Origin of the sequence: Pseudomonas sp. FP1740 (assembly GCF_030687165.1) — a bacterium.
Lineage (GTDB): Bacteria > Pseudomonadota > Gammaproteobacteria > Pseudomonadales > Pseudomonadaceae > Aquipseudomonas.
The window spans coordinates 5,536,806-5,561,126 of sequence record NZ_CP117461.1 but is presented as its reverse complement, the minus strand read 5'-3'; the positions used below and the strand labels follow the sequence as shown (position 1 = coordinate 5,561,126).

Genomic DNA, 24,321 nt, shown 5'->3' with positions numbered 1-24,321 from the left:
GCACGCCGACCCCGCGTGCCAGGAGCCCTGTGATGCTTCACAAGGTTGAGCTGCCCTACACCCGTTTTTTATCCCCTGACGGCCAGGTGCTCTGCGATCTCCCTCCCTGGGCCGACGACTTCAATCTGTTGACACGCCTGTATCGGCAGATGGTCCTGACCCGCCTTTTTGACCAGAAAGCGGTCGCCCTGCAACGCACCGGGCGCATCGGTACCTACGCGCCGACCCTGGGCCAGGAAGCCATTGGCGTTGCGGTCGGCAGCCTGATGCACGCCGAAGACGTGCTGATCCCGTATTACCGCGACACCGCCGTGCAGCTGATGCGTGGCGTGCGCATGGAAGAAATCCTGTTGTATTGGGGCGGCGATGAGCGTGGCAGCGACTTTGTCGACCCGGCGGTGGCGCAGGATTTCCCGATCTGTGTGCCGATCGCCACCCAGGCCTTGCATGCCTGTGGCGTCGCCAGCGCATTCAAGATCCGTGGCGAGCATCGGGTCGCCGTCACCACCTGCGGCGATGGCGGCACCAGCAAAGGTGATTTTCTCGAGGCCCTCAATGTCGCTGGCGCCTGGCAGTTGCCGGTGGTGTTCATAGTCAACAACAACCAATGGGCGATCTCGGTACCGCGACGAATTCAGTGCGGCGCTCCCACGTTGGCGCAGAAAGCTATTGGCGCCGGGTTCCACGGCGAGCAAGTCGACGGCAATGACATACTCGCCGTGTATGACCGCGTGCAAGCGGCCCTCGAACGGGCGCGCCACGGCAAAGGCCCGGTGTTGCTCGAATGCCTGAGCTATCGTCTCGGCGATCACACCACGGCCGACGATGCCACACGCTACCGCTCGGCGGACGAGGTCAAGCAAGCCTGGCTCGAAGAACCGATCAAACGCCTGCAGCGTTTCATGGTAGGGCAGGGCGTGTGGGATGAAAGCCGCGAACAGGCGCTGATCAGCGAATGCCAGGGGTTGGTGCAGGTTGCTGTGGATAACTTCGAAGCGGCGGGCCTGCAGGCGCCGGCATCAGTGATCGATCATGTCTACGCCCAGTGGCCGCCAGCCCTGGCCGAGCAGCGTGAAGACTTCCTCGAACGAGTGGCGCGCCGGACGGGAGGTTCGGGCCATGAGTAACGGTAAGGTAACGCTGCTGGAGGCGGTGAATCTGGCGTTGCATCGGGCCATGCGCGAGGACGAGAACGTTATCGTCCTGGGTGAAGACGTCGGGGTGAACGGTGGCGTGTTTCGCGCCACGCTGGGCCTGCGCGACAGCTTTGGTTTCAAGCGGGTCATCGATTCGCCGCTGGCCGAAACCATGATCAGCGGGCTGGCAGTGGGCATGGCGGCCCAAGGCTTGAAACCGGTGGTGGAAATCCAGTTCATGGGGTTTATCTACGCCACCATGGAGCACCTGGTGTCCCACGCCAGTCGCATGCGCAATCGCACGCGCGGGAGGCTCACTTGCCCGATGGTGCTGCGCTCGCCGATGGGCGCCGGGATTCGTGCGCCGGAACATCACAGCGAAAGCACCGAAGCACTGTTCGCGCACATTCCGGGGTTGCGGGTGGTGATCCCGTCCTCGCCGGCCCGGGCCTATGGTTTGTTGCTCGCGGCCATCGACGACCCGGACCCGGTGATCTTTCTCGAACCGACCCGACTCTATCGCATGAACCCGCAACCGTTGTTGGATGACGGTAAACGCTTGCCGCTGGACAGCTGCTTCACCCTGCGCGAAGGCAGCGACATCACCTTGATCAGTTGGGGCGCCAGTGTGATGGAAACCCTGCAAGCTGCCACAGCGTTGGCCGAGCAGGGCATCTCGGCGGAAGTGATCGATGTCGCCAGCATTAAACCGTTGGACCTCGACACGATGGAGGCCTCGGTGCGCAAGACCGGTCACTGCGTGATCGTGCATGAGGCGCCGCGCTCCTGCGGGGTCGGCGCGGAAATCGCCGCCAGTCTCTACGAGCGGGTGTTTCTGCAGTTGCAGGCACCGATCCAGCGAGTCACTGCGCCGGACATCCCGCCACCGCTGTATCGACTGGAATCGCTGTACATGCCCGGCGTCGAGGACATTCTTCACGCCTGTGACACCGTGCTGCGCCACGCCTGAAGAAGCCCTTGAAGAAACGCCAGAGGCCGAGGAGGTTACGATGAAATACTTCAAACTGCCGGATCTGGGCGAAGGTTTGCAGGAGGCGGAAATCGTCCGCTGGCACGTCAAGGTCGGCGATACCGTCCAGGCTGATCAATTGCTGGTGTCGGTGGAAACCGCCAAGGCGCTGGTGGACATTCCCGCGCCTTACGACGGCGTGGTGGCGAAAACCTTCGGCGGCGAGGGCGACATCCTGCATGTGGGGGAGCCGTTGCTCGGTTACGAAGGCGAAGCGGATGCGGGCACCGTGGTCGGACGGCTTGAGGGCGGCGGCACGAATCAGGAGGATGCCTTTTTTATCGGCTCCGCGCCTTCGACCCGCGAATACCTGGCGAACCGCGCCACGCCAGCAGTGCGTCAATTGGCGCGACAACTGGGCGTTGAACTGAGCGCCTTGGTCGGCTCCGGCCAGGACGGTCAGATCACCCGCAGCGATGTGGAAAATGCGGCCCAGACGGAGCGTGAGCGTTTCGGCGGTGAGAAGCTGCGCGGTGTGCGGCGCAGCATGGCGCTGAACATGGCCAGGTCCCATGCCGAAGTGGTGCCGGTGACGATTTTCGGCGATGCCGATCTGCATCGCTGGGGGCAGGCGCGAGAACCACTGATTCGTCTGGCCAAAGCCATGGCGGCGGCCTGCGCGGTGGAGCCAGTGCTCAATAGCGGCTTCGATGGCAAAACCCTGTCGCTCAAACAACACGAACGGCTCGACCTGGGCATTGCCGTGGATACACCGGACGGTTTGTTCGTGCCGGTGCTGCGCGATGTCGGCAATCGCACGTCGGCGGATTTAAAGGAAGGTGTGATGCGCCTGCGCGCCGATGTGCAGGCGCGTTCGATTCCGCCCAAGGAAATGATGGGTGCGACCCTGACTCTGTCGAATTTCGGCACCTTGTTCGGTCGCTACGCCAACCCGGTGGTGGTGCCGCCGCAAGTGGCGATCCTCGCCGCCGGGGCGATCCGCGATGAACCGGTGGCGGTCGAGGGGGCGGTGGCGGTGCATCCGATCCTGCCGCTGTCCTTGACCTTCGATCACCGCGTGGTCACCGGCGGTGAGGCGGCGCGGTTTTTCAAGGCGCTGGTCGACGCACTGGAGCAGCCTGACGCCTGATTTTCTGCGGGCATGAAAAAGGCCCTGAGCCATTGGACTCAGGGCCTATTCAATTCGGGCATTGCTTACTTCGGCGTCTTGGCGGCTTTGGCTGGCTTGGTCGGCTCAGCTTGCTCCACTTCAACAGGTGCAGCCACTTCAACAGGTTTAGCGACTTCAGCCGGCACGTTGAGCAATTCGGACAGTGCGTCCGGCTGGCTCTTGAACGCCTTGGCGAACACATCGCGGTTTTTCGCCATGTAGATCCCGGCTTCTTCCACTTGCTGTTCGGTCAGGGACGGAACGGCTTTTTGCAACACTTCAGCCAGCAATTCGGCCAGTTCGAGCATTTTGTCATGACGGTCAGCTTCGGCTTTATCCATGAACAAGCGCTCCAGATCTCGGCTGCTGCGGTATACCACTTCGACGGCCATTCACCACCTCACATGCCTTCACATTTAGTTGTCTTTGCGACTACTGTATCTATATACAGCGAAAAGGATAAGCGAATCCCTGCGCTTTGGGTAGTGGCTTTTTAATGTAGACCGGATTCGGGGTTTGTCAGGTGAACGGTGGCGCTCCATTCGCGGCTACAGGTTTGGTGTTGACCTGCGACCAAACGCCACGGAGCGTGTTTTAAAGCACCTCGCCATCATGTGGCAGGCAACCCCTGGCCTTTTTTCTGCATGCAGAACAACCGTCACGTCCAACCCGCATCATCCGCTCGAACCGAGCTAAGGAACAATCATCGTGAAAATCAACTGGGCCGAGAACCTGCGGCAGAACGTGCATCAACTGGCCGAGTCCCTGGGCAACCTGTTTGTCGAGACCTTCCACTACCTGGCGCTGTTCGCCATCGGTGCGGTGACTGCCTGGGCGGCGGTCATGGAGTTCATCGGGATGCTGGAGCAGGGGCACATCAAGATCGATGACATCCTGTTGCTGTTCATCTACCTGGAACTCGGGGCGATGGTCGGGATTTACTTCAAGACCAACCACATGCCGGTGCGGTTCCTGATCTACGTGGCGATCACGGCGCTGACACGGCTGCTGATCTCCAACGTCTCGCACCACAATCCGCCGGACCTGGGGATCATCTACCTGTGCGGCGGGATCCTGCTGCTGGCGTTTTCGATTCTGGTGGTGCGTTATGCCTCGTCGCAATTTCCTTCGGTGAAGATCGAACACCCGCAGCGCAAGATCGGTGCGGGTTCCGGTGAGCATCCCGAAGTGGAGAAGGGCGAGCTTTAAAACCCGACTTCAGGTCGGGGCCGGGCTTTGGCCTGTGGCGGCGGCAGCTTACGGTTGTCGCCGTCGGTCATGGCTTCGAGGATGGCCACGGCGCATTGACCCTGTTCGATGGCGATGCCGAATTGAATGCTTTGCACCAGGCGTTTGAGGCGCTTGGGGTCATTGCGTTGTTCGGCGCTGATCATCCGTTTGGCCACCACACGGCCAGCGTTGGAGAGGGTCAGCATGATGCTGCCGTCCAGGCCCTGGATGCTCAGGTTGATTTGATAATCCGCTGCAAAAGCATCGGTAATGAGCTGAAAAGGGTTGTCCATAATGCGTCACCGCCTGATTGAACGTGCAGTTGTTGACGGCCATGATCGGGATTAGTTCGCAATACCAGACCACTGGCCTTCCATGTTCATGCGCTTTCTTCCGTGCCGCACAAGGGAGATAGCAAGGGGCATGCCGGAAAAACTGTCGGACAATGTTTACGGCAAAAAAACGGCGGGCACCTTGGCCCGCCTTCTTTTTGCCTGCCCGTTTCAGGGCATAAATGAATAGATGATCGCAGACAGTGCAATCAGACCGACCAACACCACGAACACGTTCGAGGCCTGGCCCGAGTACTGGCGCAAGGCTGGCACGCGGCGGATGGCGTACATCGGCATCAGGAACAACAGGCAGGCGATGATCGGCCCACCGAGGGTTTCGATCATGCCCAGGATGCTCGGATTGAAAGTCGCCACGGCCCAGCAACTGAGGATCATGAACAGCGCAGTGAGGCGGTTCAGCCAGCGGGCAGAGACGACTCGACCACGACCACGCAGGCTTTTCACGATCAGGCCCTGAAAGCCTTCGCTGGCGCCGATGTAATGGCCCAGGAAGGATTTGGTGATTGCCACCAGCGCAATCAGCGGCGCGGCGTAAGCGATGACCGGCGTCTGGAAGTGGTTGGCCAGGTACGACAGGATCGAAATGTTCTGCGCCTTCGCCGCGGCCAAATCAGCCGGGGACAACGCCAGCACGCAGCTGAAGCAAAAGAACATCACCGTGACGACCATCATGGCGTGAGCGATCGCCAGAATGCCGCTGCTTTTGCGTTCGGCTTGCTTGCCGTAACGCTGCTTCTGATCGACGGCGAAGGCCGAAATGATCGGCGAATGATTGAACGAGAACACCATCACCGGGATCGCCAGCCACAAGGTCTTGAAGAACAGCGGCAGCGGCATGCCTTCACTGGCGGTGGCGAAGAACGCGCCGTTCCAGTTCGGGATCAGGCTGATGCCCAGTAGCAGCAATGCCGCGACGAACGGGTAAACCAGCACACTCATGCATTTGACGATGACGCCCTGGCCACAACGGACGATGGCCATCAGGCCTAGAATCAGCCCCAGTGACAGGATCGCCCGAGGCGGTGGCGTCATGTGCAACTGGTGCTCCATGAGACTGCTCAGGGTATTGGTCAGCGCCACGCTGTACACCAGCAGAATCGGGAAAATTGCGAAGAAATACAGCAGCGTGATCAGCTTGCCGGCACCGATGCCGAAGTGTTCTTCCACCACTTCAGTGATGTCCCCGGAACGGCCGGACAACACGAAACGAGTCAGACCGCGGTGTGCAAAGAATGTCATCGGAAACGCCAGCACTGCCAGGATCAGCAGCGGCCAGAAACCACCCACGCCGGCGTTGATCGGCAAAAACAGCGTGCCGGCGCCAATTGCCGTGCCATAGAGGCCAAGCATCCAGGTGGTGTCGTGTTTACTCCAGCCTTTGTGGATTATTTCGCTACTGTGTGTGAGGTCTACAGCGGGATTATCGGCAGCTGGTATACGTACATCGGTCATCGTTTTCGCCTCGTTATTGTTTTTGCTCGGGCTCACGGCGGGCAGGCCGTTTGAAACTACTGCGCTCGACAATCCTGCGTTAAAAACAGGCTCGGAATGCTCATTTACAGCCAGTAAACTCCGCTTCCTCGCCTGTTTTTGCCTTGTCTTCGCTCGCTACGTTTCAAACGGCCTGCCGGGACGGTCAGGAAATGCTCCTCAGCATTCCACCCAGCTAACCGCCAGGCCGCCCCGTGAAGTTTCTTTGTATTTGTCGTGCATATCGGCACCGGTATCGCGCATGGTGCGGATCACCCGGTCCAGGGAAATGAAGTGTTTGCCGTCGCCGCGCAGGGCCATTTGCGTGGCGTTGATCGCCTTCACCGCGGCAATTGCGTTGCGCTCGATGCACGGCACTTGCACCAGGCCTCCAACCGGGTCGCAGGTCAGGCCGAGGTTGTGTTCCAGGCCGATTTCGGCGGCGTTTTCCAGTTGTTCCGGGGTGGCGCCGAGCACGTCGGCCAAACCGGCGGCGGCCATGGCACAGGCGGAGCCGACCTCGCCCTGGCAGCCGACTTCGGCGCCAGAGATCGAGGCGTTTTTCTTGCAGAGAATGCCTACGGCGGCCGCGCCCAAAAAGAACGCCACGACGTCTTCGTCCGACGCGTCCGGGTTGAATTTCATGTAGTAGTGCAGCACGGCCGGAATGATCCCCGCCGCCCCGTTTGTAGGTGCGGTGACCATCCGTCCGCCCGCGGCGTTTTCTTCGTTCACGGCGAGGGCGAACAGGTTCACCCACTCCATGGCCGACAGGGTGGAGCTGATGACGTTCGGTTTGCCGATTTCCAACAGGCTGCGATGCAATTTCGCGGCGCGGCGCGGAACGTTCAGACCGCCGGGAAGGATGCCTTCGTGACGCAAGCCTTGCTCGACGCACTCGCGCATTACCGACCAGATGTGCAACAGGCCCTGACGGACTTCGGCTTCGCTGCGCCAGGCCAATTCATTGGCCATCATCAATTCGGACACCCGTAGACCTTGCTGTTTGCAGAGCTTGAGCAATTCGGCGGCGCTGGAGAAATCGTACGGCAGCACGACGTCGCTGGCCGGCGCAATGCCCGACTCGGCTTCGGCCGCGTCGATGATGAAACCGCCGCCCACCGAGTAGTACGTCTGCTCGAACAGCTCACCGGTTTCGCCGAAGGCTGTCAGGGACATGGCGTTAGGGTGGTAGGGCAGGCTCTCGTCGAGCAGCAGAAGATCGTGCTGCCAGTTGAAGGCGATGGTCGCTTTGCCGGCCAGGGACAGCTTGCCGGTTTCCCGCAGGTGCTGGATACGCGAATCGATGGTGGTCGGGTCGATGCTATCCGGCCATTCGCCCATCAGGCCCATGACACAGGCGCGGTCGGTGGCATGGCCGACGCCGGTGGCTGAAAGCGAACCGTAAAGCCGGATTTCGACCCGACGGACGGCGGCCAGTAAATGCTGGTCAATCAATGCTTGGGCAAAGGTCGCTGCAGCGCGCATCGGGCCGACGGTGTGGGAACTGGACGGACCGATGCCGACTTTGAAGAGATCGAAAACACTGATAGCCATGCTAAAGCCTATACAAGCAATGGAAGAGAAATCGCCGCCATTTTTGTAGGCCAAGCGCAATGTCGGCGATACTGCCTACCTCGGTCCTACGTGACCAACGAAACTTCCTAAGACAGCCTTTAGCAGGACTAAACGATGAGTCGTCAATTGCACGCCCAGACTTACGTCTGGCTGCACGTGTTTTCCTGTGCCGCGCGGCACCTGTCGTTCACCCGTTGTGCCGAAGAACTGCACATCACGCCGGGTGCGGTCAGTCAGCAAATTCGGCAACTGGAAGAACGGCTGGGTTTTCGCCTGTTCCACCGTCGCGCTCGTGGCGTGGAATTGAGTGCGCAAGGCCAGCGCCTGGCCATTACGGTCAACGAGGCTTACGGCAGCATCGACGCAGAATTGAGACGACTGGATGCGGGAATGATCAGCGGGATTTTGCGGGTGCGTTCGATTCCCTCGTTCCTGAGCAAATGGCTGACCCCGCGTTTGCCGCGTTTGCAGCAGCGTTTTCCGGACATTCAATTGCGCCTGGTGGCGGAGGACAGCAGCGTGCCGTTGCACGAGGGAGATTTCGACCTGGCGATCGATCTGAATGACGGCAGCTATCCCGGATTGTTATCCACAGCCTTGCTCGACGAGCAGATATTTCCGGTGTGCGCCCCGAGCCTGTTGCGAGGGCGGCCGCCGCTGCACGGCCCGGCAGACTTGATGCACTTCCCGTTGTTGCATGACATCACCGCGTGGCGCGGTAGCTACGAGTACGCGGAATGGGAGTTTTACCTCAATGCCATCGGTTTCGAAGGCGCGGACGTGCGGCGCGGGCACACCTTCAACCGCAATCACCTGACCATCGAAGCGGCGATTGCCGGGATGGGCGTGGCGATTGCGCGGCGAACGCTGCTTAACGATGAGCTGGAACGGGGCACGCTGATCGTGCCGTTTGGCCTGGCGGTGCCTAATCACAAGCGCTACGTGCTGCTCTACGCGCCGGGTGCGCTGAGCCATCCGGGCGTGCGCGCGGTGCATGACTGGCTGGTGGAAGAGGCGGGGATTTTTCGTGACCTGCATCCGCTGGGGGGCGCGGCAGATGTGACCATTTGTGACTGAAGACAGGGCCGACCCAACTCCCGACATTAACAGCGCTTTTGCTCGTTGTCCGGCTTTTTTTGCGTATGAATATTTATCTTTTTTTAGGGCTTGAAATGTTCCGCGCACACACCGATTGTGTAACCAAGAGGTTGCGGTGATGACGCCCAAGGGCCAGCCGATGCGCCTCTTGCGAGCTAGCTGAAATAAGGGAAGAACTATGCAAATCCAAGTCAACAGCGATAACCATATTCAAAGCAGTAAACGACTGGAGGAGTGGGTACGTACTACCATTGAGAGCACGCTCGAACGTTATGAAGAGGACCTGACCCGCGTCGAGGTCCATCTGCGGGACGAGAACGGCGACAAGCCTGGTCCCCATGACATGCGCTGCCAGCTGGAAGCGCGGCCAAAAGGCCACCAACCAATTTCCGTTACCCATAAAGCTGACTCCCTGGAACTGGCGATCGACGGGGCAGCCGAAAAACTTGAACATGCGCTGGAGCATATGTTTGGCAAATTACGCGGCAAACCACGCGCCGCTGTGGTGCCGTTCGACAGGGGCGCTCATGCCGATGCGCTGCTTGAGGATGAGTTTCTCGAGAACGAACAGGCTGCACTCAACGGCTGAGGCCTGATTCACCTTTTACCTTCCTGATTAAAACGGGCCTGCGATTGCAGGCCCGTTTTGTTTCTGGCGCGAGAGCTGCCGAAGGCTGCGATCTTTTACTCTTTGTTCTAGCGTAAAAACGCCTGCCGATACTCCCCAGGCGTCCCACCCAACGCCTGGCGAAACCGGTTGGTGAAATGGCTCGCACTGGCAAACCCGCACGCCAGCGCGATCTCACCCATTGGCTGCGATGTTGCGCGCAACAACTCCCGAGCCCGGCTCAATCGCCGCGCCAACACATACTGATGCGGCGGCAAGCCGAAGCTCACACGAAACATCCGCGCAAAGTGATATTCCGACAGCGCGCACAAGCTCGCCAATTGTCCAAGGCTGATCGCTTCCGCCAACTGACTGTCGATGAACTCCACCAGTTGCCGCCGCTGATGCGCCGCCAATCCACCCTTGAGGCGCAGGCCCTGACGCACACCAACCTGGCTGAGCAAGGCGTGGCTGAGCATCTCGTGGGCCAGGCTGCTGGTGAGCAAGCGTTCGCCGGGTTCGTCCCAGTTGAGGCTGATCAACTGCCGAAAGTGCCGTACTTGCTGCGGGTCTTCGAGGAACGTGCGCTCGCGCAACTGCAATTCACGCGGTTCGCGATCCAGCAGCGTGACACAGCCGAGGGCAAATTGTTCGGGGCTGAAATACAGGTGGGCCAGGCGAATGTCGCCGTTGATCACCCAGCCTGACTGATGGTCGGCCGGCAGAATGCACAGCTTGTCCGGGCCGCCCTTGGTGCCGGGCTGGTCGCGACGAAAGGTGCCGGTACCGCCGGCGATGTAGCACGACAAAGTGTGATGGCTCGGCGCTTCGTAGTCCTGAGCGTCATGGTGGTTGCTCCACAAAGCCGCAGCCATGCCGTCACCGAGCTCGGCGCTGTGCTCCAGGCGAGCATTGGGCGAGCGGTTGAGGGCTTGAAAGACTTGCAACGTTTCCAGTGCGGCCATGATCGGTTCTCTCCAACGCCTTGCATCCTACTCCGTAGACGCTGGCCTGCCAGCCTGCCGACCGACAAAAGCGCAAGTTTATGCAAGTGCAAAAGGGTGTCGCGCAGGACACTGAAGGCCTATTCAGGAGTCTTCACCATGAACCTCTCGTTATACCTGCTGACCGTATTGATCTGGGGCACCACCTGGATTGCCTTGAAATGGCAACTGGGCGTGGTGGCGATTCCGGTGTCGATCGTCTATCGCTTCGGCCTCGCCGCGCTGGTGCTGTTCGTGATGTTGTTGCTTAGCCGGCGTCTGCAAGTGATGAACCGTCGCGGGCATCTGATTTGCCTGGCGCAGGGGCTGTGCCTGTTCTGTATCAATTTCATGTGCTTCCTCACCGCCAGCCAGTGGATCCCCAGCGGTCTGGTCGCCGTGGTGTTTTCCACCGCCACGTTGTGGAACGCCTTCAATGCGCGGGTGTTCTTCGGCCAGAAAATCGCTCGAAATGTGTTGATGGGCGGCGCGTTGGGCTTGCTCGGTCTTGGTCTGTTGTTTTGGCCGGAACTTGCCGGTCATACCGCCAGCCCGGAAACCTTGCTCGGGTTGGCTCTGGCGTTGCTCGGAACCTTGTGCTTCTCGGCGGGCAACATGTTGTCGAGTCTGCAGCAGAGGGCCGGCCTGAAACCCCTGACCACCAATGCCTGGGGCATGGCTTATGGCGCAGCGATGTTGTCGGTGTGGTGCCTGGTCAAAGGCATCCCGTTCGACATGGAATGGAGCGTCCGTTACATCGGCTCGTTGCTGTACCTGGTGATACCGGGCTCGGTGATAGGCTTCACCGCCTACCTGACGCTGGTCGGGCGCATGGGGCCGGAGCGGGCGGCGTATTGCACCGTGTTGTTCCCGGTGGTGGCGCTGAATGTGTCGGCGTTTGCCGAGGGCTATCAATGGACGGCGCCGGCATTGGTGGGGTTGGTGCTGGTGATGTTGGGCAATGTGCTGGTGTTTCGTAAGCCCAAGGCACCGATGGTGCAGGGAAGCGGCAAATTGGCCTGATGTTTTGACCGAGCGCTGAACAACTCAGCGCTCGATTCTGATAGCGATATAAATCAGCAACGGCAATATGAAGTCGACAATATGCCGAGAGCAGGCAGGCGTTTAAAACCCCCGCCCGTTTTGATCAGCCTTTCCACACTTGTGGGTTCACCAGATCCTGCGGTCTTTCACCCAACAAGGCACTGCGCAAGTTAGCCAGTGCACGGTTGGCCATGGCTTCGCGGGTTTCGTGCGTGGCCGAGCCGATATGCGGCAGGGTCACGGCGTTTTTCAGTTGGAACAGCGGTGATTCAGCCAGTGGTTCTTTCTCGTAGACGTCCAGCCCGGCGCCACGAATCCGGTTGTTTTGCAGCGCTTCGACCAGCGCCGGTTCGTCCACCACCGGGCCACGGGCGATGTTCACCAGAATGGCGCTCGGTTTCATCAGCGCCAGTTCGCGATAGCTGATCAGGTGCCTGGTTTTTTCGCTGAGCGGCACCACCAGGCAGACGAAATCGGCTTCGGCCAGCAGTTGATCCAGGCTACGGAACTGTGCGCCGAGTTCCTGTTCCAGTGCGGTCTTGCGGCTGTTGCCGCTGTAGATGACCGGCATGTTGAAGCCCAGTCGACCACGACGGGCGATGGCCGCGCCGATGTTGCCCATGCCGACGATGCCTAAGGTTTTGCCATGCACATCGCTGCCGAACAACGGCGCACCGACGGTGGCTTGCCATTGGCCTGCCTTGGTCCAGGCGTCCAGCTCGGCGACGCGGCGGGCGCTGCTCATGAGCAGGGCGAAGGCCAGGTCGGCGGTGCTTTCGGTGAGCACGTCGGGGGTGTTGGTGAGCATGATCCCGCGTTCGTTGAAGTAGGCGAGGTCATAGTTGTCGTAGCCGACGGAGACGCTGGACACCACTTCCAGTTTGCTGGCGTTTTCCAGTTGCGCCCGGCCGAGTTTGCGACCAACGCCGATCAGGCCATGGGCGTGGGGCAGGGCTTCGTTGAACTGGGCGGCGATGTCGCCGTTTTTCGGGTTCGGCACGATCACATCGAAATCCTGTTGCAGGCGTTCGATCATGGGCGGGGTGATGCGGCTGAAGGCGAGGACGGTTTTTTTCATTGGAGAGGGGCTCGTCGGGCATGGAGATTGCCAAGCAAGCTAACATTCTTCGCGGACATTATGCGAGTGCTCGGATTGCCCGGGTGTACGCCATCCAAAATTGTGGGAGTGAGGTTGTGGCCCACTCCCACAAGGGATCAGCTGTGTGGCGCGGGTTTTGGTATGTCGACGTTATCCAGCACTCGGTTCACTGCTAACTCCGCGAGCATGATGACCTGCTGGATCGCCAGGATCGTATGGCGCTGCGGGGCGTCGACATAGGCGGCAATGTCGCTGGTCATGACGCTGGCCGAGGCCAGGGATTCGCAGACATGGGCCAGCAGGCTCTCGTTGTCCATGTCCGGCGCGACCTGAAACATCCTGCTTGGCTTGCGGCCTTCTGGTTTTTTCGGAGTGGGCTTGAGGTAGTGATCGAGCGCTCGTTCGGCGGCTTCGTTGAGTTTTTTCGAATCGAGAGATTCGTAGGGGGAAACGTCGTCGGTTTCCGGAGGGTTCGGTGTTTCTTTAATCATGCGGAAGTTACTCATTGGCAGATGAAGTGGAACTGCCATCTTTCGTTTTCCAGACGAAAGGGTGGCAGCTGTGCGCGGACTGGAAAAACCGGAACACCCACCAAAACCCGGCAGACCCGAAGGTCTCCCGCGCACAGCCGCCATAACAAGGATTGCGTGCAGTAAAAAGCGCCGCAGTATGCCATGGGGTGTGGTCAGTGTTCGCCAGGTTTTCCAGACCTGATCGCTGATTTTGCAGCGACCCACAAAGCCTACCCACTTCGCTTCCGACGCAACAACCGCCAAAACTTGTCGGAAACCTCCCCAAAAACCACCGCATCTGTAGGACCGTGAAATCAGTTCGCCAGCCGAGCCCCACCCAAGCTGCCGCTCAATTCATACGCCGCCAATTCCGCCTGATGCGCCGCCAGAATCTCCGGCAACGACCCGCGCAAGTACTCGACCCAGGTCTTGATCTTCGCGTCCAGATACTGTCGCGATGGGTAAATCGCGTACAGATTCAATTCCTGCGAGCGGTACTTTGGCATCACCCGCACCAGCGTACCGTTGCGCAGCCCTTCAATCGCCGCATACACCGGCAACACCCCAACCCCCATGCCGCTGGTAATCGCTGTCTTCATCGCGTCAGCGGAGTTCACCAAGAACGGTGAGCTGTTGATGGTGACCATTTCCTGGCCTTCGGGGCCATCGAAAGCCCACTTTTCCAGTGGGATCACCGGGCTCACCAGGCGCAAGCACATGTGATTGAGCAAATCGCTGGGCTTCTGCGCGCAGCCGTTGGCTTTTACATAGGCGGGGGATGCGCAAACGATGCTGTAGGTGATGCCCAAACGCTGGGAGACGAAGCCCGAGTCGGGCAGTTCGCTGGCGAGCACGATGGACACGTCGTAGCCCTCGTCGAGCAAGTCCGGCACACGGTTGGCCATGGTCAGGTCGAAGGTCACGTCGGGGTGGGTCTTGCGGTAGCGAGCGATGGCGTCGATCACGAAGTGCTGACCGATGCCGGTCATGGTGTGCACCTTGAGTTGCCCGGCCGGGCGCGCGTGGGCGTCGCTGGCCTCGGCTTCGGCTTCTTCGACATAGGCCAGGATCTGCTCGCAGCGCAACAGATAGCGCTTGCCCGCTTCGGTCAGGGCAATGCGCCGGGTGGTGCGGTTGAGCAGGCGGGTTTGCAGGTGGGCCTCCAGGTTGGAGACCGCGCGCGAGACGTTGGCCGTGGTGGTGTCCAGTTGTACGGCGGCGGCGGTGAAGCTGCCGGCCTCGGCCACGTAACTGAAGGCGCGCATGTTTTGCAAAGTGTCCATGGGGTGCTCTCTTGGCGGATGGCAAATTGTGACACGAAGTTTCAGAGACTGAGACCCCGACCAAGGGATTATCTCGTTAACGGTAACAAAGATTCACAAGATTCCCGGCTTATCGCCAACAAGGCCCACCCCTAGAATTACGCCCATCCTGTAGGAGCGGCTTCGTTTCACTCGACAGCTCCAACAGGGGATCTATCTCACCTCAGGAAATCGCAGCAGTGCCGCGTCGCATCAACAGAGCGCTCAAGACGCTCAGTGTTTTGGCTTTAACCCTGGCAATCAGCGGCTGCATCGGAACCGGCGGTATTGCCCCACAAGGCAAGGCACTGGAGGCCAATTCACTGGCCACCGACGAAGCCATCCAGAGCGCCGCCCGGGACGCTCACTGGCCCACCGCTCAATGGTGGCAAGTCTACGGCGACCCGCAACTGAACCGCTGGATCTCCCTCGCCCTGCAAGACAGTCCGAACATGGCCATGGCCGCCGCGCGAGTGCGTCAGGCCTGGTCCATGGCGGGTATTGCCGAGTCCGCCGAGTCGCTGCAGATCAATGGCCAGTCGACCCTCAAACGCCACAACTGGCCCACCGATCAGTTCTACGGCCCCGGTGAGTTGGCCAACACCACCACTTGGGACAACAACGCCGCGCTGGGCTTCAGCTATGCCCTCGACCTCTGGGAGCGCGAAAGCAACGCCACCGAGCAAGCGGTGGACATGGCGCACATGAGCGCTGCCGAAGCACGGCAGGCCCAGCTCGAATTGCAGAACAACATCGTGCGCGCCTACATCGAGCTCTCGTTGCATTACGCGCAACGGGACATCGTCGCGGCGACCCTGAAGCAGCAACAACAAATCCTCGACCTGGCGCAAAAACGCCTGGACGGTGGCATCGGCACGCACTTCGAAGTCAGCCAGGCCGAAACGCCGCTACCGGAAACCCATCGCCAACTTGATGCGCTGGATGAAGAAATCGCCCTCAGCCGTAACCAGCTCGCGGCCTTGGCCGGTAAGGGACCGGGGGAGGGCGCGCAGTTGCAACGGCCGACGCTGTCGTTGGGGGCGGCACTGAAGTTACCGTCGTCGCTGCCGGCGCAATTGCTCGGTCAACGCCCGGACGTGGTTGCCAGTCGCTGGCAAGTGGCGGCCCAGGCGCGGGGCATCGATGTCGCTCACGCAGGCTTCTACCCCAACGTCGATCTGGTCGGCAGCCTCGGTTACATGGCCACTGGCGGCGGTGCGCTGGAGTTCCTGACCGGCAAGAAGCTCAACTACAGCGTGGGGCCTGCGATTACATTGCCGATTTTTGATGGCGGCCGCTTGCGTTCCGAGCTGGGTGAAGCCTCGGCCGGTTATGACATAGCCGTGGCCAAATACAACCAGACGCTGGTCAATGCGCTGAAGAACATCTCCGATCAGTTGATCCGCCGCGAGTCGATGGACAAGCAGCAAACGTTCGCCGCCGAATCGGTGGCCACAGCGCAGAAGACCTACGACATCGCGATGATCGCCTATCAACGTGGGCTCACCGATTACCTCAACGTACTCAATGCGCAGACTTTGCTGTTCAAGCAACAGCAAGTGCAGCAGCAGGTTCAGGCTGCGCGGTTGAGTGCTCATGCTGAGCTGGTGACTGCTTTGGGCGGAGGTCTTGGCGCTGGCAACGACGTCCCGAGTGCCGAGAAAACCTTGCCCCCGAAAACCCCGAGCCTTTTGAAGTGAGCACGACGTTTCAGGCACACCCACAGTTCCTCAAGCCCTAGACCATTGAGCAAAATTTCATGACTCCCTTGCCCGCACCTTTGCGCTGGCTGTATTCCCTTGAATGGCGCCGGGGATTCTTCGACTGGGCGCGCAGCGACGGCGTGACTTGGGTCTACATTTTCAAGGTGCTGTTCGCCGCATTCCTCACGCTGTGGCTGGCCATGCGTCTTGAATTGCCGCAACCGCGCACCGCGATGATCACCGTGTTCATCGTCATGCAACCGCAAAGCGGCCAGGTGTTCGCCAAGAGTTTTTATCGCTTCCTTGGCACGTTGGCCGGGTCGGCGGTGATGGTCGCGCTGATTGCCTTGTTCGCGCAGAACACCGAACTGTTCCTCGGCTCGCTGGCGATCTGGGTCGGCCTGTGCACGGCTGGCGCGGCGCGTTGTCGCAACTTTCGCGCCTATGGATTTGTGCTCGCCGGTTATACGGCGGCGATGGTTGGGCTGCCCGCTCTGGCTCACCCGGACGGCGCATTCATGGCTGCGGTCTGGCGAGTGCTGGAAATCTCCCTGGGGATTCTCTGCTCGACGCTGGTCAGCGCCGCGATCCTGCCGCAAACCGCCAGTGCGGCGATGCGCAATGCGTTGTATCAGCGCTTCGGTGTGTTTGCGTTGTTCGTCACTGATGGCTTGCGCGGTCGCAGTCGGCGCGAAGCGTTCGAAGCAAGCAACGTTCGGTTCATCGCCGAAGCGGTGGGCCTGGAAGGACTGCGCAGCGTCACGGTGTTCGAAGACCCGCACATGCGTCGACGCAACGGGCGACTCAGTCGTTTGAACAGCGAGTTCATGGGCGTCACCACACGCTTCAATGCCCTGCATCAGTTGCTCGAGCGCCTGCGCGGCAGCGGCGCCGATCATGTTGTCGCGGCGATCAAACCAGGGTTGCAGGACCTGGCCGAAGTGCTCGACGGTTTCAGCGGCCGTGCGCTGACCAGCCCTGATGCCGCTCGCCTGGCCAGCGCCTTGGCGACTTACAAGGACAACTTGCCGGCGCGGGTGCGCAAGCTGCGGGCGAGCTTTCAGGAGAACGATCCGAGCGACGCCGAGCAGTTGGATTTTCACACCGCCTACGAACTGCTTTATCGCTTCGTCGACGACCTGCACAGTTATGCACAGACCCACGCGTCGCTCGCCGATCACAGCCACGAACGGGAGCGTTGGGACGAGCCCTTCACCCCGCAAACCAATTGGCTGGCCTCGGCCGCGTCGGGGATTCGCGCAGCGTTCATCCTTGTGGTGCTCGGCAGCTATTGGGTGGCCACCGCGTGGCCGAGCGGGGCGACCATGACCCTGATCGCTGCCGCCACCGTCGGCCTGTCAGCCGCGACGCCAAACCCCAAGCGCATGGCGTTTCAGATGGCCTGCGGGACCTTGCTCGGGGCGCTGATCGGCTTCGTCGAGATGTTTTTCATCTTCCCCTGGATCGACGGTTTTCCATTACTTTGCGTGATGCTCGCGCCGGTGATCGTGCTCGGCTCGTTCCTGACTTCTCGGCCGCAATACGCCGGTGTCGGCCTGGGGTTGCTGATCTTCTTCAGCACCGGTTCGGTGCCGGACAACATTACGGTCTACAACCCTTACGCCTTCATCAACGACTACATCGCCATGGTCATGGGCATGCTGGTGTGCGCGGCGGCCGGAGCAATCATTCTGCCGCCCAACAGCCGCTGGTTGTGGCGGCGACTGGAGCAGGACTTGCGCGGGCAAGTGGTGTACGCCATCAGCGGCAAACTCAAAGGGCTGGCGTCGAGTTTTGAAAGTCGCACGCGGGACTTGCTGCATCAGGCCTATGGCCTCGCCGCAGGACAGCCGCAGGTGCAGCGGGAGTTGTTGCGCTGGATGTTGGTGGTGCTGGAAGTCGGCCACGCGATTATCGAACTGCGTAAAGAACAAGCGATTCTGCCGGTGCACCCGGCGTATGCCGAGTCCCAGCCGTGGCGCCAGTCCATCCGGGTGATGGGGCGTTCGCTGGTGCGGCTGTTTCTGCAACCGGGCCAGAGCAATCTGGAGCGGGCGCTGGTCGCCGTCGACCACGCGATCGGCCGCGTGCAGGCCACCGACGAACCCTTCGCGCCGCACTTCGACACCTCTGCCTTGCGCCGGGTGAAGAGCTATCTGCACTTCATCCGCACCTCGTTGCTCGACCCGCAATCGCCGCTGGCCTCATACACCACTGCCAAGCCCCAAGGACTTGAACATGCCTCGTGAAATCGCCTTCCACGGCGTGTACATGCCGACCATGACCCTGATGTTTTTCATTGCGGCGGCGCTGGCCTGGGCGCTGGACCGGTTCTTGTCCGGGTTCGATCTGTACCGTTTCTTCTGGCACCCGGCGCTGCTGCGCCTGAGCCTGTTTACCTGTCTGTTCGGCGCCTTGGCGCTGACTGTCTACCGTTGACTCTCTATCACTGAAGAAGGCCCTGATGAAAAAGCTTTTCAGCCTGCTCGCGACCCTGCTGGTGCTGGCCCTTGCCCTGTGGATCGGCCGGACCTTGTGGGTGCATTACATGAACACACCCTGGACCCGTGACGGCCGGGTGCGCGCCGACATCATCAATGTCGCCGCCGACGTGACCGGTGAGGTGGTGGAGGTGCCGGTGCGTGATAACCAGTTGGTGAAGAAAGGCGACTTGCTGATGCGCATCGACCCCGAGCACTACCGTCTCGCGGTGAAACAGGCGCAGAGCCTGGTGGCCTCGCGCAAGGCCACGTGGGAGATGCGCAAGGTCAACGCCCATCGCCGCGCCGACCTCGACAACCTGGTGATCTCCAGGGAAAACCGCGACGACGCCACCAACATCGCCGACTCGGCCCTGGCCGATTACCAGAACGCACAAGCGCAACTGGAAGCCGCCGAACTGAACCTCCAACGCACCGAAGTGCGGGCGGCGGTGGACGGCTACGTCACCAACCTCAACGTCCATCGCGGTGACTATGCGCGCATCGGCGAAGCGAAAATGGCGGTGGTCGACATGAACTCGTTCTGGGTTTATGGCTTCTTCGAAGAAACCAAACTGCCGCATGTTCGCGTGGGCGATAAAGCCGACATGCAATTGATGAGTGGCGAAGTGCTCAAGGGCCACGTGGAAAGTATTTCTCGCGGCATCTACGACCGCGATAATCCGGAAAGCCGCGAGCTGATCGCTGATGTGAATCCGACCTTTAACTGGGTGCGTCTGGCGCAGCGGGTGCCAGTAAGGATTCACATTGATGAAGTGCCGCAGGGCGTGCTGTTGGCGGCGGGGATTACGTGTACGGTGGTGGTGAACCCCCCGGCTGGCGAATGACCCGTGGCGAGGGGGCAAGCCCCCTCGCCACAGAAAGTGGCCGTGTCAGCCTTGGCAAAACGTCTCATGCAAATGCCGCCAAACCACCTTACCATCGGCCTGTTTCTCAAACACCACCGAGGACCGCCGATCCGAATGCAGCCCCGTCGCATCGGTCTGTTGCTCGCGGTAACTGACCACTGCGCCACCGTCATACAGCGCGACACCTCGCAACTCGCTGAGCTCAATTCTGAACCCGAGCTTCTTCCCGCCCGCGAGCAGAAACAATTCATTCAACGCCTCGAAATCCAGTACCCGGCCCAACGGCGAGACCATGGAAAACTGCGGTGAAAAACGCGTCAGCAATTGCTCAAGCTCGGCCTCGTCTCGCTCCTCGGCCAACCATTGCTCGATGGCTACGTGGGCCTGGATCACTTCGTCAAAGTATTCGGTGTAGTCGGTCATGCTGTTTCCTGAAAGTCTGAAAGTGTGTTTTGAAGCCTTCGTGGTCTCAGAGCTGCCCGCGCAACCCGAACCGCTTCATCAACCCCGACTCCAGCAACCCTTTTGGCAATAACCCCGCCATTAACGGCAACGCCCGGCTGCCGTTACCCAAACGTACCAGACGCGGCGTTTTGCTCTGCTGTACTGCCTTCAGTAAACCGGCGGCAAATTCACTGGCCGGCGTTGGTTTATCTTGAGAGGCCTTGGCCCGTGCACGAATACCTTCACGCAGTGGAAACCACGGTGATTGTTCGGTGATCAATTGCTCGGCTTCGTGGCCGGCATTTTTCGCGAAGCTGGAGGCGATGGCCCCAGGCTGAACTTCCATGACCCGCACGCCGAACGGCGCCAGCTCCATGCGCAGCGCATCGCTCAAGGCATGCACGGCGGCTTTCGAGGCGCAGTAGGCACCGGCAAACGGCGTGACCAGAACCCCGGAAACGCTGCCGATGTTCACCACCAGCCCCCGGGCGCGACGCAGTACCGGGAACATTGCGCGAGTGACGCCGACAATCGCAAACACGTTGGTTTCGAACTGGCGCTGCATGGCCGGCACGCCGCCATCGAGCAGCGGCCCCATGGCGCCATAACCGGCATTGTTGATCAGCACATCGAGGCCGCCGCGTTGCTGGTTGATCCGCTCGCTCAGCTGTTCAAGGGCCGGGCCATCGTTAACGTCCAGCTGCACGGCGGTGAAACCGGCGGCGGTGAGGGCTGCCACGTCTTCAGCCTTGCGGGCACTGGCCCAGACTTCGTAACCGGCATTTTTGAAGGTGTCGGCGAGGGCGCGGCCAATGCCGCTGGAGCAACCGGTAATCAACGCAACAGGCATGGCGCGGTCCTTGTGCAAAAGAAAAAGGGGGATCAGTCGGAGAAACTACCCTGCAACCGTTCAGCGCGAAATTCCAGGGTTTGCGGGCGGTAGCCGGGGCGCAAGGGCGGTAGCGGCAAGCAGTCTTCCCAACTGCCGCCGGCCTGCAATTCACCGGGGCCGCGATAACGTGGCGCAGCGTATTGATTGTCGGCCAGGTTCACCGTATCGCCCGGCGCATACGCCGCGATGCGCCAGCGCAACTCGGTCAGCGGCACGTCGTTGCCGTTTTTCATTGTCAACTTCAACGGCCGGTCTGCGGGACAGTGCTCGGGTGCGTAAGTGATGCGCAGCTCAAGGCGTGCCAGTTGCTTGATTTCGCGATTGTCCATCCAGAACACCCACGTCGCCACCAGGCCCAATCCGACAGCGGCCGCCACGGAAACCGGCACGGCCTTGGTCGGGTAGCGCAGCAGCAGGATCAGCCAGGTGATGACCAGCAGGACGCCGATGAACATGTTTGAACGCTCCTTGAACTCATGCACACCATCCTACCGAAGGGGCACGAGAATGGATATTCGGTGAGCAAGGGGTTGTACCGTTGGTCGGTACTGTAATTTCTGACAGTAGCCAGCCATGCGCTTGAAACGTTAGAAGACATTGGTCGACAGGGCTGTTATTCGATGGACGGAGGCAATGGAAATGCACCACAAGACGCCCACACTGAGGATCTTCGATCCGCGCGGCCTGTCGATTCGCTTGGTAGATTACTGGCGTGCCATCGAAAACCTGCCCGCTGAGGCTCGCATCAATCGCACTGCTCACAATGGCGCAGGACGTGCAGTCAAACAGTGGGATCCGCGGTTATGGGCGCTGCAAGAAGGCGATCCCCTGACCCCTCCCAATCTGATCACGGTGTATTCGCTGTCCGGGAACGCGTTGCGCACGGACAGCGTTGATGCCGGAACGCAGATCACCCTGCGCGGTCTGGCCGACGAAGTGTTGTCGGACTGGGACAGCCGCGAAACACGTCGCGAGGTCGAATATGACGATTTGCTGCGGCCCGTGGCGGTGTTCGAACAGGGCACAACTGAGCCGCGAAAGTCTGTTGAACGCATGGCCTATGGCGGTCCCGATCATGGCGACCAGAATCGATGCGGGCAGTTGATCCGTCATGATGACCCCGCCGGGACGGTGCTGTTCGAGGCCTTTTCGATCACCGGCCAATGTGTGAAGCAAGTCCGTCACTTCACCCTGCACCCTGTTGCGCCAGACTGGCCGGAGTTGGAAGCTGATCGCCAGCGGTTGCTTGAGCCGGGGGAGGGGGCTGTCTCGACGTGGAGTTTTGGACCGCTGGGCGATGTGCTGGAACAGGTCGATGCCAAGAAAAACCGTCAGGCCTTCAGTCTGACCCTTGAGGGTCGTCTGCGTGAGGCGCGTCTGCAACTCCAGGGACTGGCCACTTGGCAAACGCTGGTCAGCGGTATCCAGTACAACGCCGAAGGGCAAATCGAACGGGAGGTCGCGGGTAACGGGGTGAAAACAACCCTCATTTACCGTCCCGAAGATGGTCTATTGATGGAACGTCGGGCACAGGATGCCAGTGCCCGAATGTTGCAGCATCTAATCTACGACTATGACCGGATGGGCAATGTCTTGAGCATCGAGGACAAGGCCCTGCCCGTGCGCTACTTCGCCAACCAGCGCATCGACCCGATCAGTCGCTTCATCTACAACAGCCTGCACGAGTTGATCGAAGCCTTTGGCTGGGAGGCGGGCGGTCCCGATCAAGGACCCGAGTCGGTTGGTCGCACCGATCCGGCGGCGGTTAGCAACTATCGGCAGATTTACCACTATGATGAGGGCAGCAATCTGCTGAAGGTGACCCACATCGGCGCGCAAAAACATGGGCGCGATTTGAAAGCTGCCCGCTACAGCAATCGCTGCCTGCCCTGGCGCAACGGCGTGCCGCCCACTGAAGAGGACATCGCCGCCGCATTCGACGCCAAAGGTAATTTGCTGGAGTTGGACCAGGGACGGTTGTTGACCTGGGATCTGCGCAATCAATTGCAGTCGGTCAGCCCGGTGGAGCGCGCCTCCCGGCGCAATGACGGTGAGTGCTATTTTTACGATGGCGCTGGCCAGCGGGTGCGCAAAATCCGCGCGTTGCAGACCAGGGCTCGCACCGTGATAGCTGAAGTGCGTTACTTGCAGGGCTTGGAACTTCGTACCGACAGTGGCACCGGGGTGGTGTTGCAGGTCATCACCGCGCAGGCTGGCCTCAACACCGTGCGGGTGTTGCATTGGGACAGCGAGCCACCGTCCGGTGTCAACGATCAGTACCGCTACACCCTGGTCGATCACCTGAGCTCCTGCACCGTGGAACTGGCCGATGACGCGCAAATCATCAGCCGGGAAATTTTTTATCCCTTTGGCGAGACCGCGTGGTGCGACGCGATTGAAGTGGTCTATAAAACCATTCGTTATTCGGGCAAGGAACAGGATGCCACGGGGCTTTATTGCTATGGCTTCCGGTACTACATACCGTGGTTGCGGCGATGGGCGAGTACCGATCCGGCAGGCGCTGTGGATGGCTTGAACCTGTATCGGATGGTTCGAAACAACCCGTTAACGTTCTTTGACGAGCAGGGTGAAAACTCAAAATCCAACTCGGCAGTGCGTACAGCGATCGAGATTTTTGAATCGTATAAGGACAATTACAGCGATACGGACAGAGTGACTCCTTACAACATGATGAACACAATCACTCAGGGCAAACTGAAGTTCAAAACAGCAAAGGCAACACCTGGGGTGCTTGAAAAGACCAAGCCCCAGAGCTTTACCTTGCGCCATTACACGGTCTACGGGAGCAGCGGCGAAACACCTCCCTTTATGGAAATCGCGTCTAACTTTTCTTTGGTTCACAAGAACTTGAAGACGTTGGGCGGAAAGGGCGGCAATACCAATGAAAAGGATTGGACCAAGGCCGGAAACATGGGCTTCACCTTCTTTCTTCTGGCGATAAATGGAGAAGTGAATGAACGCAAGTTTCTCGGCTCGATGACACACTTTGCCGAATACGATCTTGAGGATGACAAGGCGCTGGAGGCAGCCTTGGGTAAAGATTTCGATAAGGTAGAGTTTTTTGCTTCTCCCGATGTACTCGATCCCAAACACTCTTCGGACCTGGGCGCGGTGCCAATGGTTAAAGGCCCACTCAAAGAATTGAAGGCGCTGCTGTTAGGCAACTCGGGAATCAGTCCGGTTCAGGTGGGAAGAATGAGTTCACGAGCATTACTTGACAGTATCGATAGTGCGTTTCATGGAACACTTGAGATCAAAATACCAGGATCAATAAAGGTCAGTGGCTGGCATAGAAAACCAGCCACAACCCGTAAGGCTGCATGAAGGTGTAAAAAAGCCCCCGCCCAACCCGCTGCGGAT

General features: G+C 60.0%; 22 protein-coding genes and 1 pseudogene. 12 read left to right on the top strand and 11 right to left on the bottom strand.

The genetic code is table 11. The annotated features are described in order from the left end of the window. Positions 1–32: 32 nt before the first annotated feature. The 3 genes from pdhA to PSH69_RS24890 are packed head-to-tail and all read left to right on the top strand — an operon-like array spanning position 33 to position 3,256. Positions 33–1,127 (top strand): pyruvate dehydrogenase (acetyl-transferring) E1 component subunit alpha, encoded by a 1,095-nt coding sequence (gene pdhA, locus PSH69_RS24900; RefSeq protein WP_019581136.1) that lies wholly within the window; start codon positions 33–35, stop codon positions 1,125–1,127. Further along, positions 1,120–2,106, top strand: coding sequence for an alpha-ketoacid dehydrogenase subunit beta (locus PSH69_RS24895; RefSeq protein ID WP_305410118.1), 987 nt, complete (start codon positions 1,120–1,122; stop codon positions 2,104–2,106). Before pdhA ends, PSH69_RS24895 begins: the two co-directional genes overlap by 8 nt. A gap of 40 nt (positions 2,107–2,146) precedes the next feature. Next, positions 2,147–3,256 carry a dihydrolipoamide acetyltransferase family protein gene (locus PSH69_RS24890; protein ID WP_305410117.1) on the top strand — a complete coding sequence of 370 codons (1,110 nt, stop codon included), beginning with the start codon at positions 2,147–2,149 and terminating at the stop codon, positions 3,254–3,256. A 173-nt stretch (positions 3,257–3,429) separates the two neighbouring features. Here PSH69_RS24890 and PSH69_RS24885 read toward each other — a convergent pair. Next, positions 3,430–3,669, bottom strand: a pseudogene (locus tag PSH69_RS24885) (YebG family protein); the annotation flags it as partial. Between the two features lie 316 nt (positions 3,670–3,985). Here PSH69_RS24885 and PSH69_RS24880 point away from each other — a divergent pair. Beyond that, positions 3,986–4,486: a phosphate-starvation-inducible protein PsiE gene (locus tag PSH69_RS24880; protein WP_018927152.1), complete on the top strand. Its 501-nt coding sequence runs from the start codon at positions 3,986–3,988 to the stop codon at positions 4,484–4,486. Here PSH69_RS24880 and PSH69_RS24875 read toward each other — a convergent pair. From PSH69_RS24875 to PSH69_RS24865, 3 genes are all read right to left on the bottom strand, one after another. Continuing rightward, a complete protein-coding gene (locus PSH69_RS24875; protein WP_305410116.1) occupies positions 4,483–4,800 on the bottom strand; it encodes a DUF3509 domain-containing protein in 318 nt (105 codons plus the stop codon). The genes PSH69_RS24880 and PSH69_RS24875 overlap by 4 nt on opposite strands. A 210-nt stretch (positions 4,801–5,010) precedes the next feature. After that, positions 5,011–6,312, bottom strand: coding sequence for a serine/threonine transporter (locus PSH69_RS24870; protein ID WP_305410115.1), 1,302 nt, complete (start codon positions 6,310–6,312; stop codon positions 5,011–5,013). Between the two features lie 198 nt (positions 6,313–6,510). Continuing rightward, positions 6,511–7,887 (bottom strand): L-serine ammonia-lyase, encoded by a 1,377-nt coding sequence (locus PSH69_RS24865; protein WP_305410114.1) that lies wholly within the window; start codon positions 7,885–7,887, stop codon positions 6,511–6,513. 135 nt (positions 7,888–8,022) lie between these two features. Between PSH69_RS24865 and PSH69_RS24860 the strand changes: the two genes are divergently transcribed. Both PSH69_RS24860 and PSH69_RS24855 read left to right on the top strand, forming a co-directional pair. Then, the gene (locus PSH69_RS24860) at positions 8,023–8,985 is read left to right on the top strand and encodes a LysR substrate-binding domain-containing protein (RefSeq protein ID WP_018927148.1); all 963 of its coding nucleotides are present in this window, start codon (positions 8,023–8,025) and stop codon (positions 8,983–8,985) included. Between the two features lie 199 nt (positions 8,986–9,184). Further along, positions 9,185–9,595, top strand: coding sequence for an HPF/RaiA family ribosome-associated protein (locus PSH69_RS24855; protein WP_064620217.1), 411 nt, complete (start codon positions 9,185–9,187; stop codon positions 9,593–9,595). Positions 9,596–9,702: 107 nt separating this feature from the next. On the opposite strand, the gene PSH69_RS24850 is transcribed toward PSH69_RS24855, so the two are convergent. Next, on the bottom strand, positions 9,703–10,578 hold the full coding sequence (locus PSH69_RS24850) for a helix-turn-helix domain-containing protein (protein WP_305410113.1): 876 nt from the start codon (positions 10,576–10,578) through the stop codon (positions 9,703–9,705). A 138-nt stretch (positions 10,579–10,716) separates the two neighbouring features. Here PSH69_RS24850 and PSH69_RS24845 point away from each other — a divergent pair, with 138 nt between their 5' ends. Continuing rightward, the gene (locus tag PSH69_RS24845) at positions 10,717–11,619 is read left to right on the top strand and encodes a DMT family transporter (RefSeq protein WP_305410112.1); all 903 of its coding nucleotides are present in this window, start codon (positions 10,717–10,719) and stop codon (positions 11,617–11,619) included. Positions 11,620–11,743: 124 nt separating this feature from the next. Here PSH69_RS24845 and PSH69_RS24840 read toward each other — a convergent pair whose 3' ends face one another. The 3 genes from PSH69_RS24840 to PSH69_RS24830 all read right to left on the bottom strand — a co-directional run bounded on the left by PSH69_RS24840 (position 11,744) and on the right by PSH69_RS24830 (position 14,534). After that, entirely contained in the window at positions 11,744–12,718 is a 975-nt protein-coding gene (locus PSH69_RS24840) for a D-glycerate dehydrogenase (protein WP_305410111.1), read from the bottom strand. Between the two features lie 137 nt (positions 12,719–12,855). Next, entirely contained in the window at positions 12,856–13,230 is a 375-nt protein-coding gene (locus PSH69_RS24835) for a DUF6124 family protein (protein ID WP_305410110.1), read from the bottom strand. A 335-nt stretch (positions 13,231–13,565) separates the two neighbouring features. Next, on the bottom strand, positions 13,566–14,534 hold the full coding sequence (locus PSH69_RS24830) for a LysR family transcriptional regulator (RefSeq protein ID WP_018927142.1): 969 nt from the start codon (positions 14,532–14,534) through the stop codon (positions 13,566–13,568). 218 nt (positions 14,535–14,752) lie between these two features. On the opposite strand from PSH69_RS24830, the gene PSH69_RS24825 reads away from it, so the two are divergent. Genes PSH69_RS24825 through PSH69_RS24810 form a run of 4 tightly spaced genes read left to right on the top strand, consistent with a single transcriptional unit; the run spans position 14,753 to position 19,583 of the window. Continuing rightward, on the top strand, positions 14,753–16,252 hold the full coding sequence (locus PSH69_RS24825) for an efflux transporter outer membrane subunit (protein ID WP_305410109.1): 1,500 nt from the start codon (positions 14,753–14,755) through the stop codon (positions 16,250–16,252). Between the two features lie 59 nt (positions 16,253–16,311). Continuing rightward, complete coding sequence (locus tag PSH69_RS24820) at positions 16,312–18,504, top strand: FUSC family protein (RefSeq protein WP_305410108.1); 2,193 nt, start codon at positions 16,312–16,314, stop codon at positions 18,502–18,504. Beyond that, positions 18,494–18,694 (top strand): DUF1656 domain-containing protein, encoded by a 201-nt coding sequence (locus PSH69_RS24815; protein ID WP_007896379.1) that lies wholly within the window; start codon positions 18,494–18,496, stop codon positions 18,692–18,694. Before PSH69_RS24820 ends, PSH69_RS24815 begins: the two co-directional genes overlap by 11 nt. A 25-nt stretch (positions 18,695–18,719) precedes the next feature. Further along, positions 18,720–19,583, top strand: coding sequence for an HlyD family secretion protein (locus PSH69_RS24810; RefSeq protein WP_305410107.1), 864 nt, complete (start codon positions 18,720–18,722; stop codon positions 19,581–19,583). A gap of 45 nt (positions 19,584–19,628) precedes the next feature. Here the strand turns inward: PSH69_RS24810 and PSH69_RS24805 are convergent, their stop codons facing one another. Genes PSH69_RS24805 through PSH69_RS24795 form a run of 3 tightly spaced genes read right to left on the bottom strand, consistent with a single transcriptional unit; the run spans position 19,629 to position 21,395 of the window. Then, on the bottom strand, positions 19,629–20,027 hold the full coding sequence (locus PSH69_RS24805) for a DUF4440 domain-containing protein (protein WP_028940322.1): 399 nt from the start codon (positions 20,025–20,027) through the stop codon (positions 19,629–19,631). Between the two features lie 46 nt (positions 20,028–20,073). After that, positions 20,074–20,898: an SDR family oxidoreductase gene (locus PSH69_RS24800; protein ID WP_305410106.1), complete on the bottom strand. Its 825-nt coding sequence runs from the start codon at positions 20,896–20,898 to the stop codon at positions 20,074–20,076. A 32-nt stretch (positions 20,899–20,930) separates the two neighbouring features. Then, positions 20,931–21,395, bottom strand: coding sequence for a multidrug transporter (locus PSH69_RS24795; RefSeq protein ID WP_111454317.1), 465 nt, complete (start codon positions 21,393–21,395; stop codon positions 20,931–20,933). Positions 21,396–21,573: 178 nt separating this feature from the next. On the opposite strand from PSH69_RS24795, the gene PSH69_RS24790 reads away from it, so the two are divergent. Further along, positions 21,574–24,285 (top strand): RHS repeat-associated core domain-containing protein, encoded by a 2,712-nt coding sequence (locus PSH69_RS24790; RefSeq protein WP_305410105.1) that lies wholly within the window; start codon positions 21,574–21,576, stop codon positions 24,283–24,285. Positions 24,286–24,321 lie beyond the last annotated feature (36 nt).

Coding starts and splice junctions, on each gene's coding strand:
- PSH69_RS24815 (WP_007896379.1), top strand. CDS start 18,494: ATGCCTCGTGAAATCGCCTTCCACGGCGTGTACATGCCGACCATGACC.
- PSH69_RS24890 (WP_305410117.1), top strand. CDS start 2,147: ATGAAATACTTCAAACTGCCGGATCTGGGCGAAGGTTTGCAGGAGGCG.
- PSH69_RS24810 (WP_305410107.1), top strand. CDS start 18,720: ATGAAAAAGCTTTTCAGCCTGCTCGCGACCCTGCTGGTGCTGGCCCTT.
- PSH69_RS24855 (WP_064620217.1), top strand. CDS start 9,185: ATGCAAATCCAAGTCAACAGCGATAACCATATTCAAAGCAGTAAACGA.
- pdhA (WP_019581136.1), top strand. CDS start 33: ATGCTTCACAAGGTTGAGCTGCCCTACACCCGTTTTTTATCCCCTGAC.
- PSH69_RS24805 (WP_028940322.1), bottom strand. CDS start 20,027: ATGACCGACTACACCGAATACTTTGACGAAGTGATCCAGGCCCACGTA.
- PSH69_RS24845 (WP_305410112.1), top strand. CDS start 10,717: ATGAACCTCTCGTTATACCTGCTGACCGTATTGATCTGGGGCACCACC.
- PSH69_RS24790 (WP_305410105.1), top strand. CDS start 21,574: ATGGAAATGCACCACAAGACGCCCACACTGAGGATCTTCGATCCGCGC.
- PSH69_RS24860 (WP_018927148.1), top strand. CDS start 8,023: ATGAGTCGTCAATTGCACGCCCAGACTTACGTCTGGCTGCACGTGTTT.
- PSH69_RS24840 (WP_305410111.1), bottom strand. CDS start 12,718: ATGAAAAAAACCGTCCTCGCCTTCAGCCGCATCACCCCGCCCATGATC.
- PSH69_RS24835 (WP_305410110.1), bottom strand. CDS start 13,230: ATGATTAAAGAAACACCGAACCCTCCGGAAACCGACGACGTTTCCCCC.
- PSH69_RS24875 (WP_305410116.1), bottom strand. CDS start 4,800: ATGGACAACCCTTTTCAGCTCATTACCGATGCTTTTGCAGCGGATTAT.
- PSH69_RS24895 (WP_305410118.1), top strand. CDS start 1,120: ATGAGTAACGGTAAGGTAACGCTGCTGGAGGCGGTGAATCTGGCGTTG.
- PSH69_RS24830 (WP_018927142.1), bottom strand. CDS start 14,534: ATGGACACTTTGCAAAACATGCGCGCCTTCAGTTACGTGGCCGAGGCC.
- PSH69_RS24795 (WP_111454317.1), bottom strand. CDS start 21,395: ATGTTCATCGGCGTCCTGCTGGTCATCACCTGGCTGATCCTGCTGCTG.
- PSH69_RS24870 (WP_305410115.1), bottom strand. CDS start 6,312: ATGACCGATGTACGTATACCAGCTGCCGATAATCCCGCTGTAGACCTC.
- PSH69_RS24800 (WP_305410106.1), bottom strand. CDS start 20,898: ATGCCTGTTGCGTTGATTACCGGTTGCTCCAGCGGCATTGGCCGCGCC.
- PSH69_RS24820 (WP_305410108.1), top strand. CDS start 16,312: ATGACTCCCTTGCCCGCACCTTTGCGCTGGCTGTATTCCCTTGAATGG.
- PSH69_RS24850 (WP_305410113.1), bottom strand. CDS start 10,578: ATGGCCGCACTGGAAACGTTGCAAGTCTTTCAAGCCCTCAACCGCTCG.
- PSH69_RS24865 (WP_305410114.1), bottom strand. CDS start 7,887: ATGGCTATCAGTGTTTTCGATCTCTTCAAAGTCGGCATCGGTCCGTCC.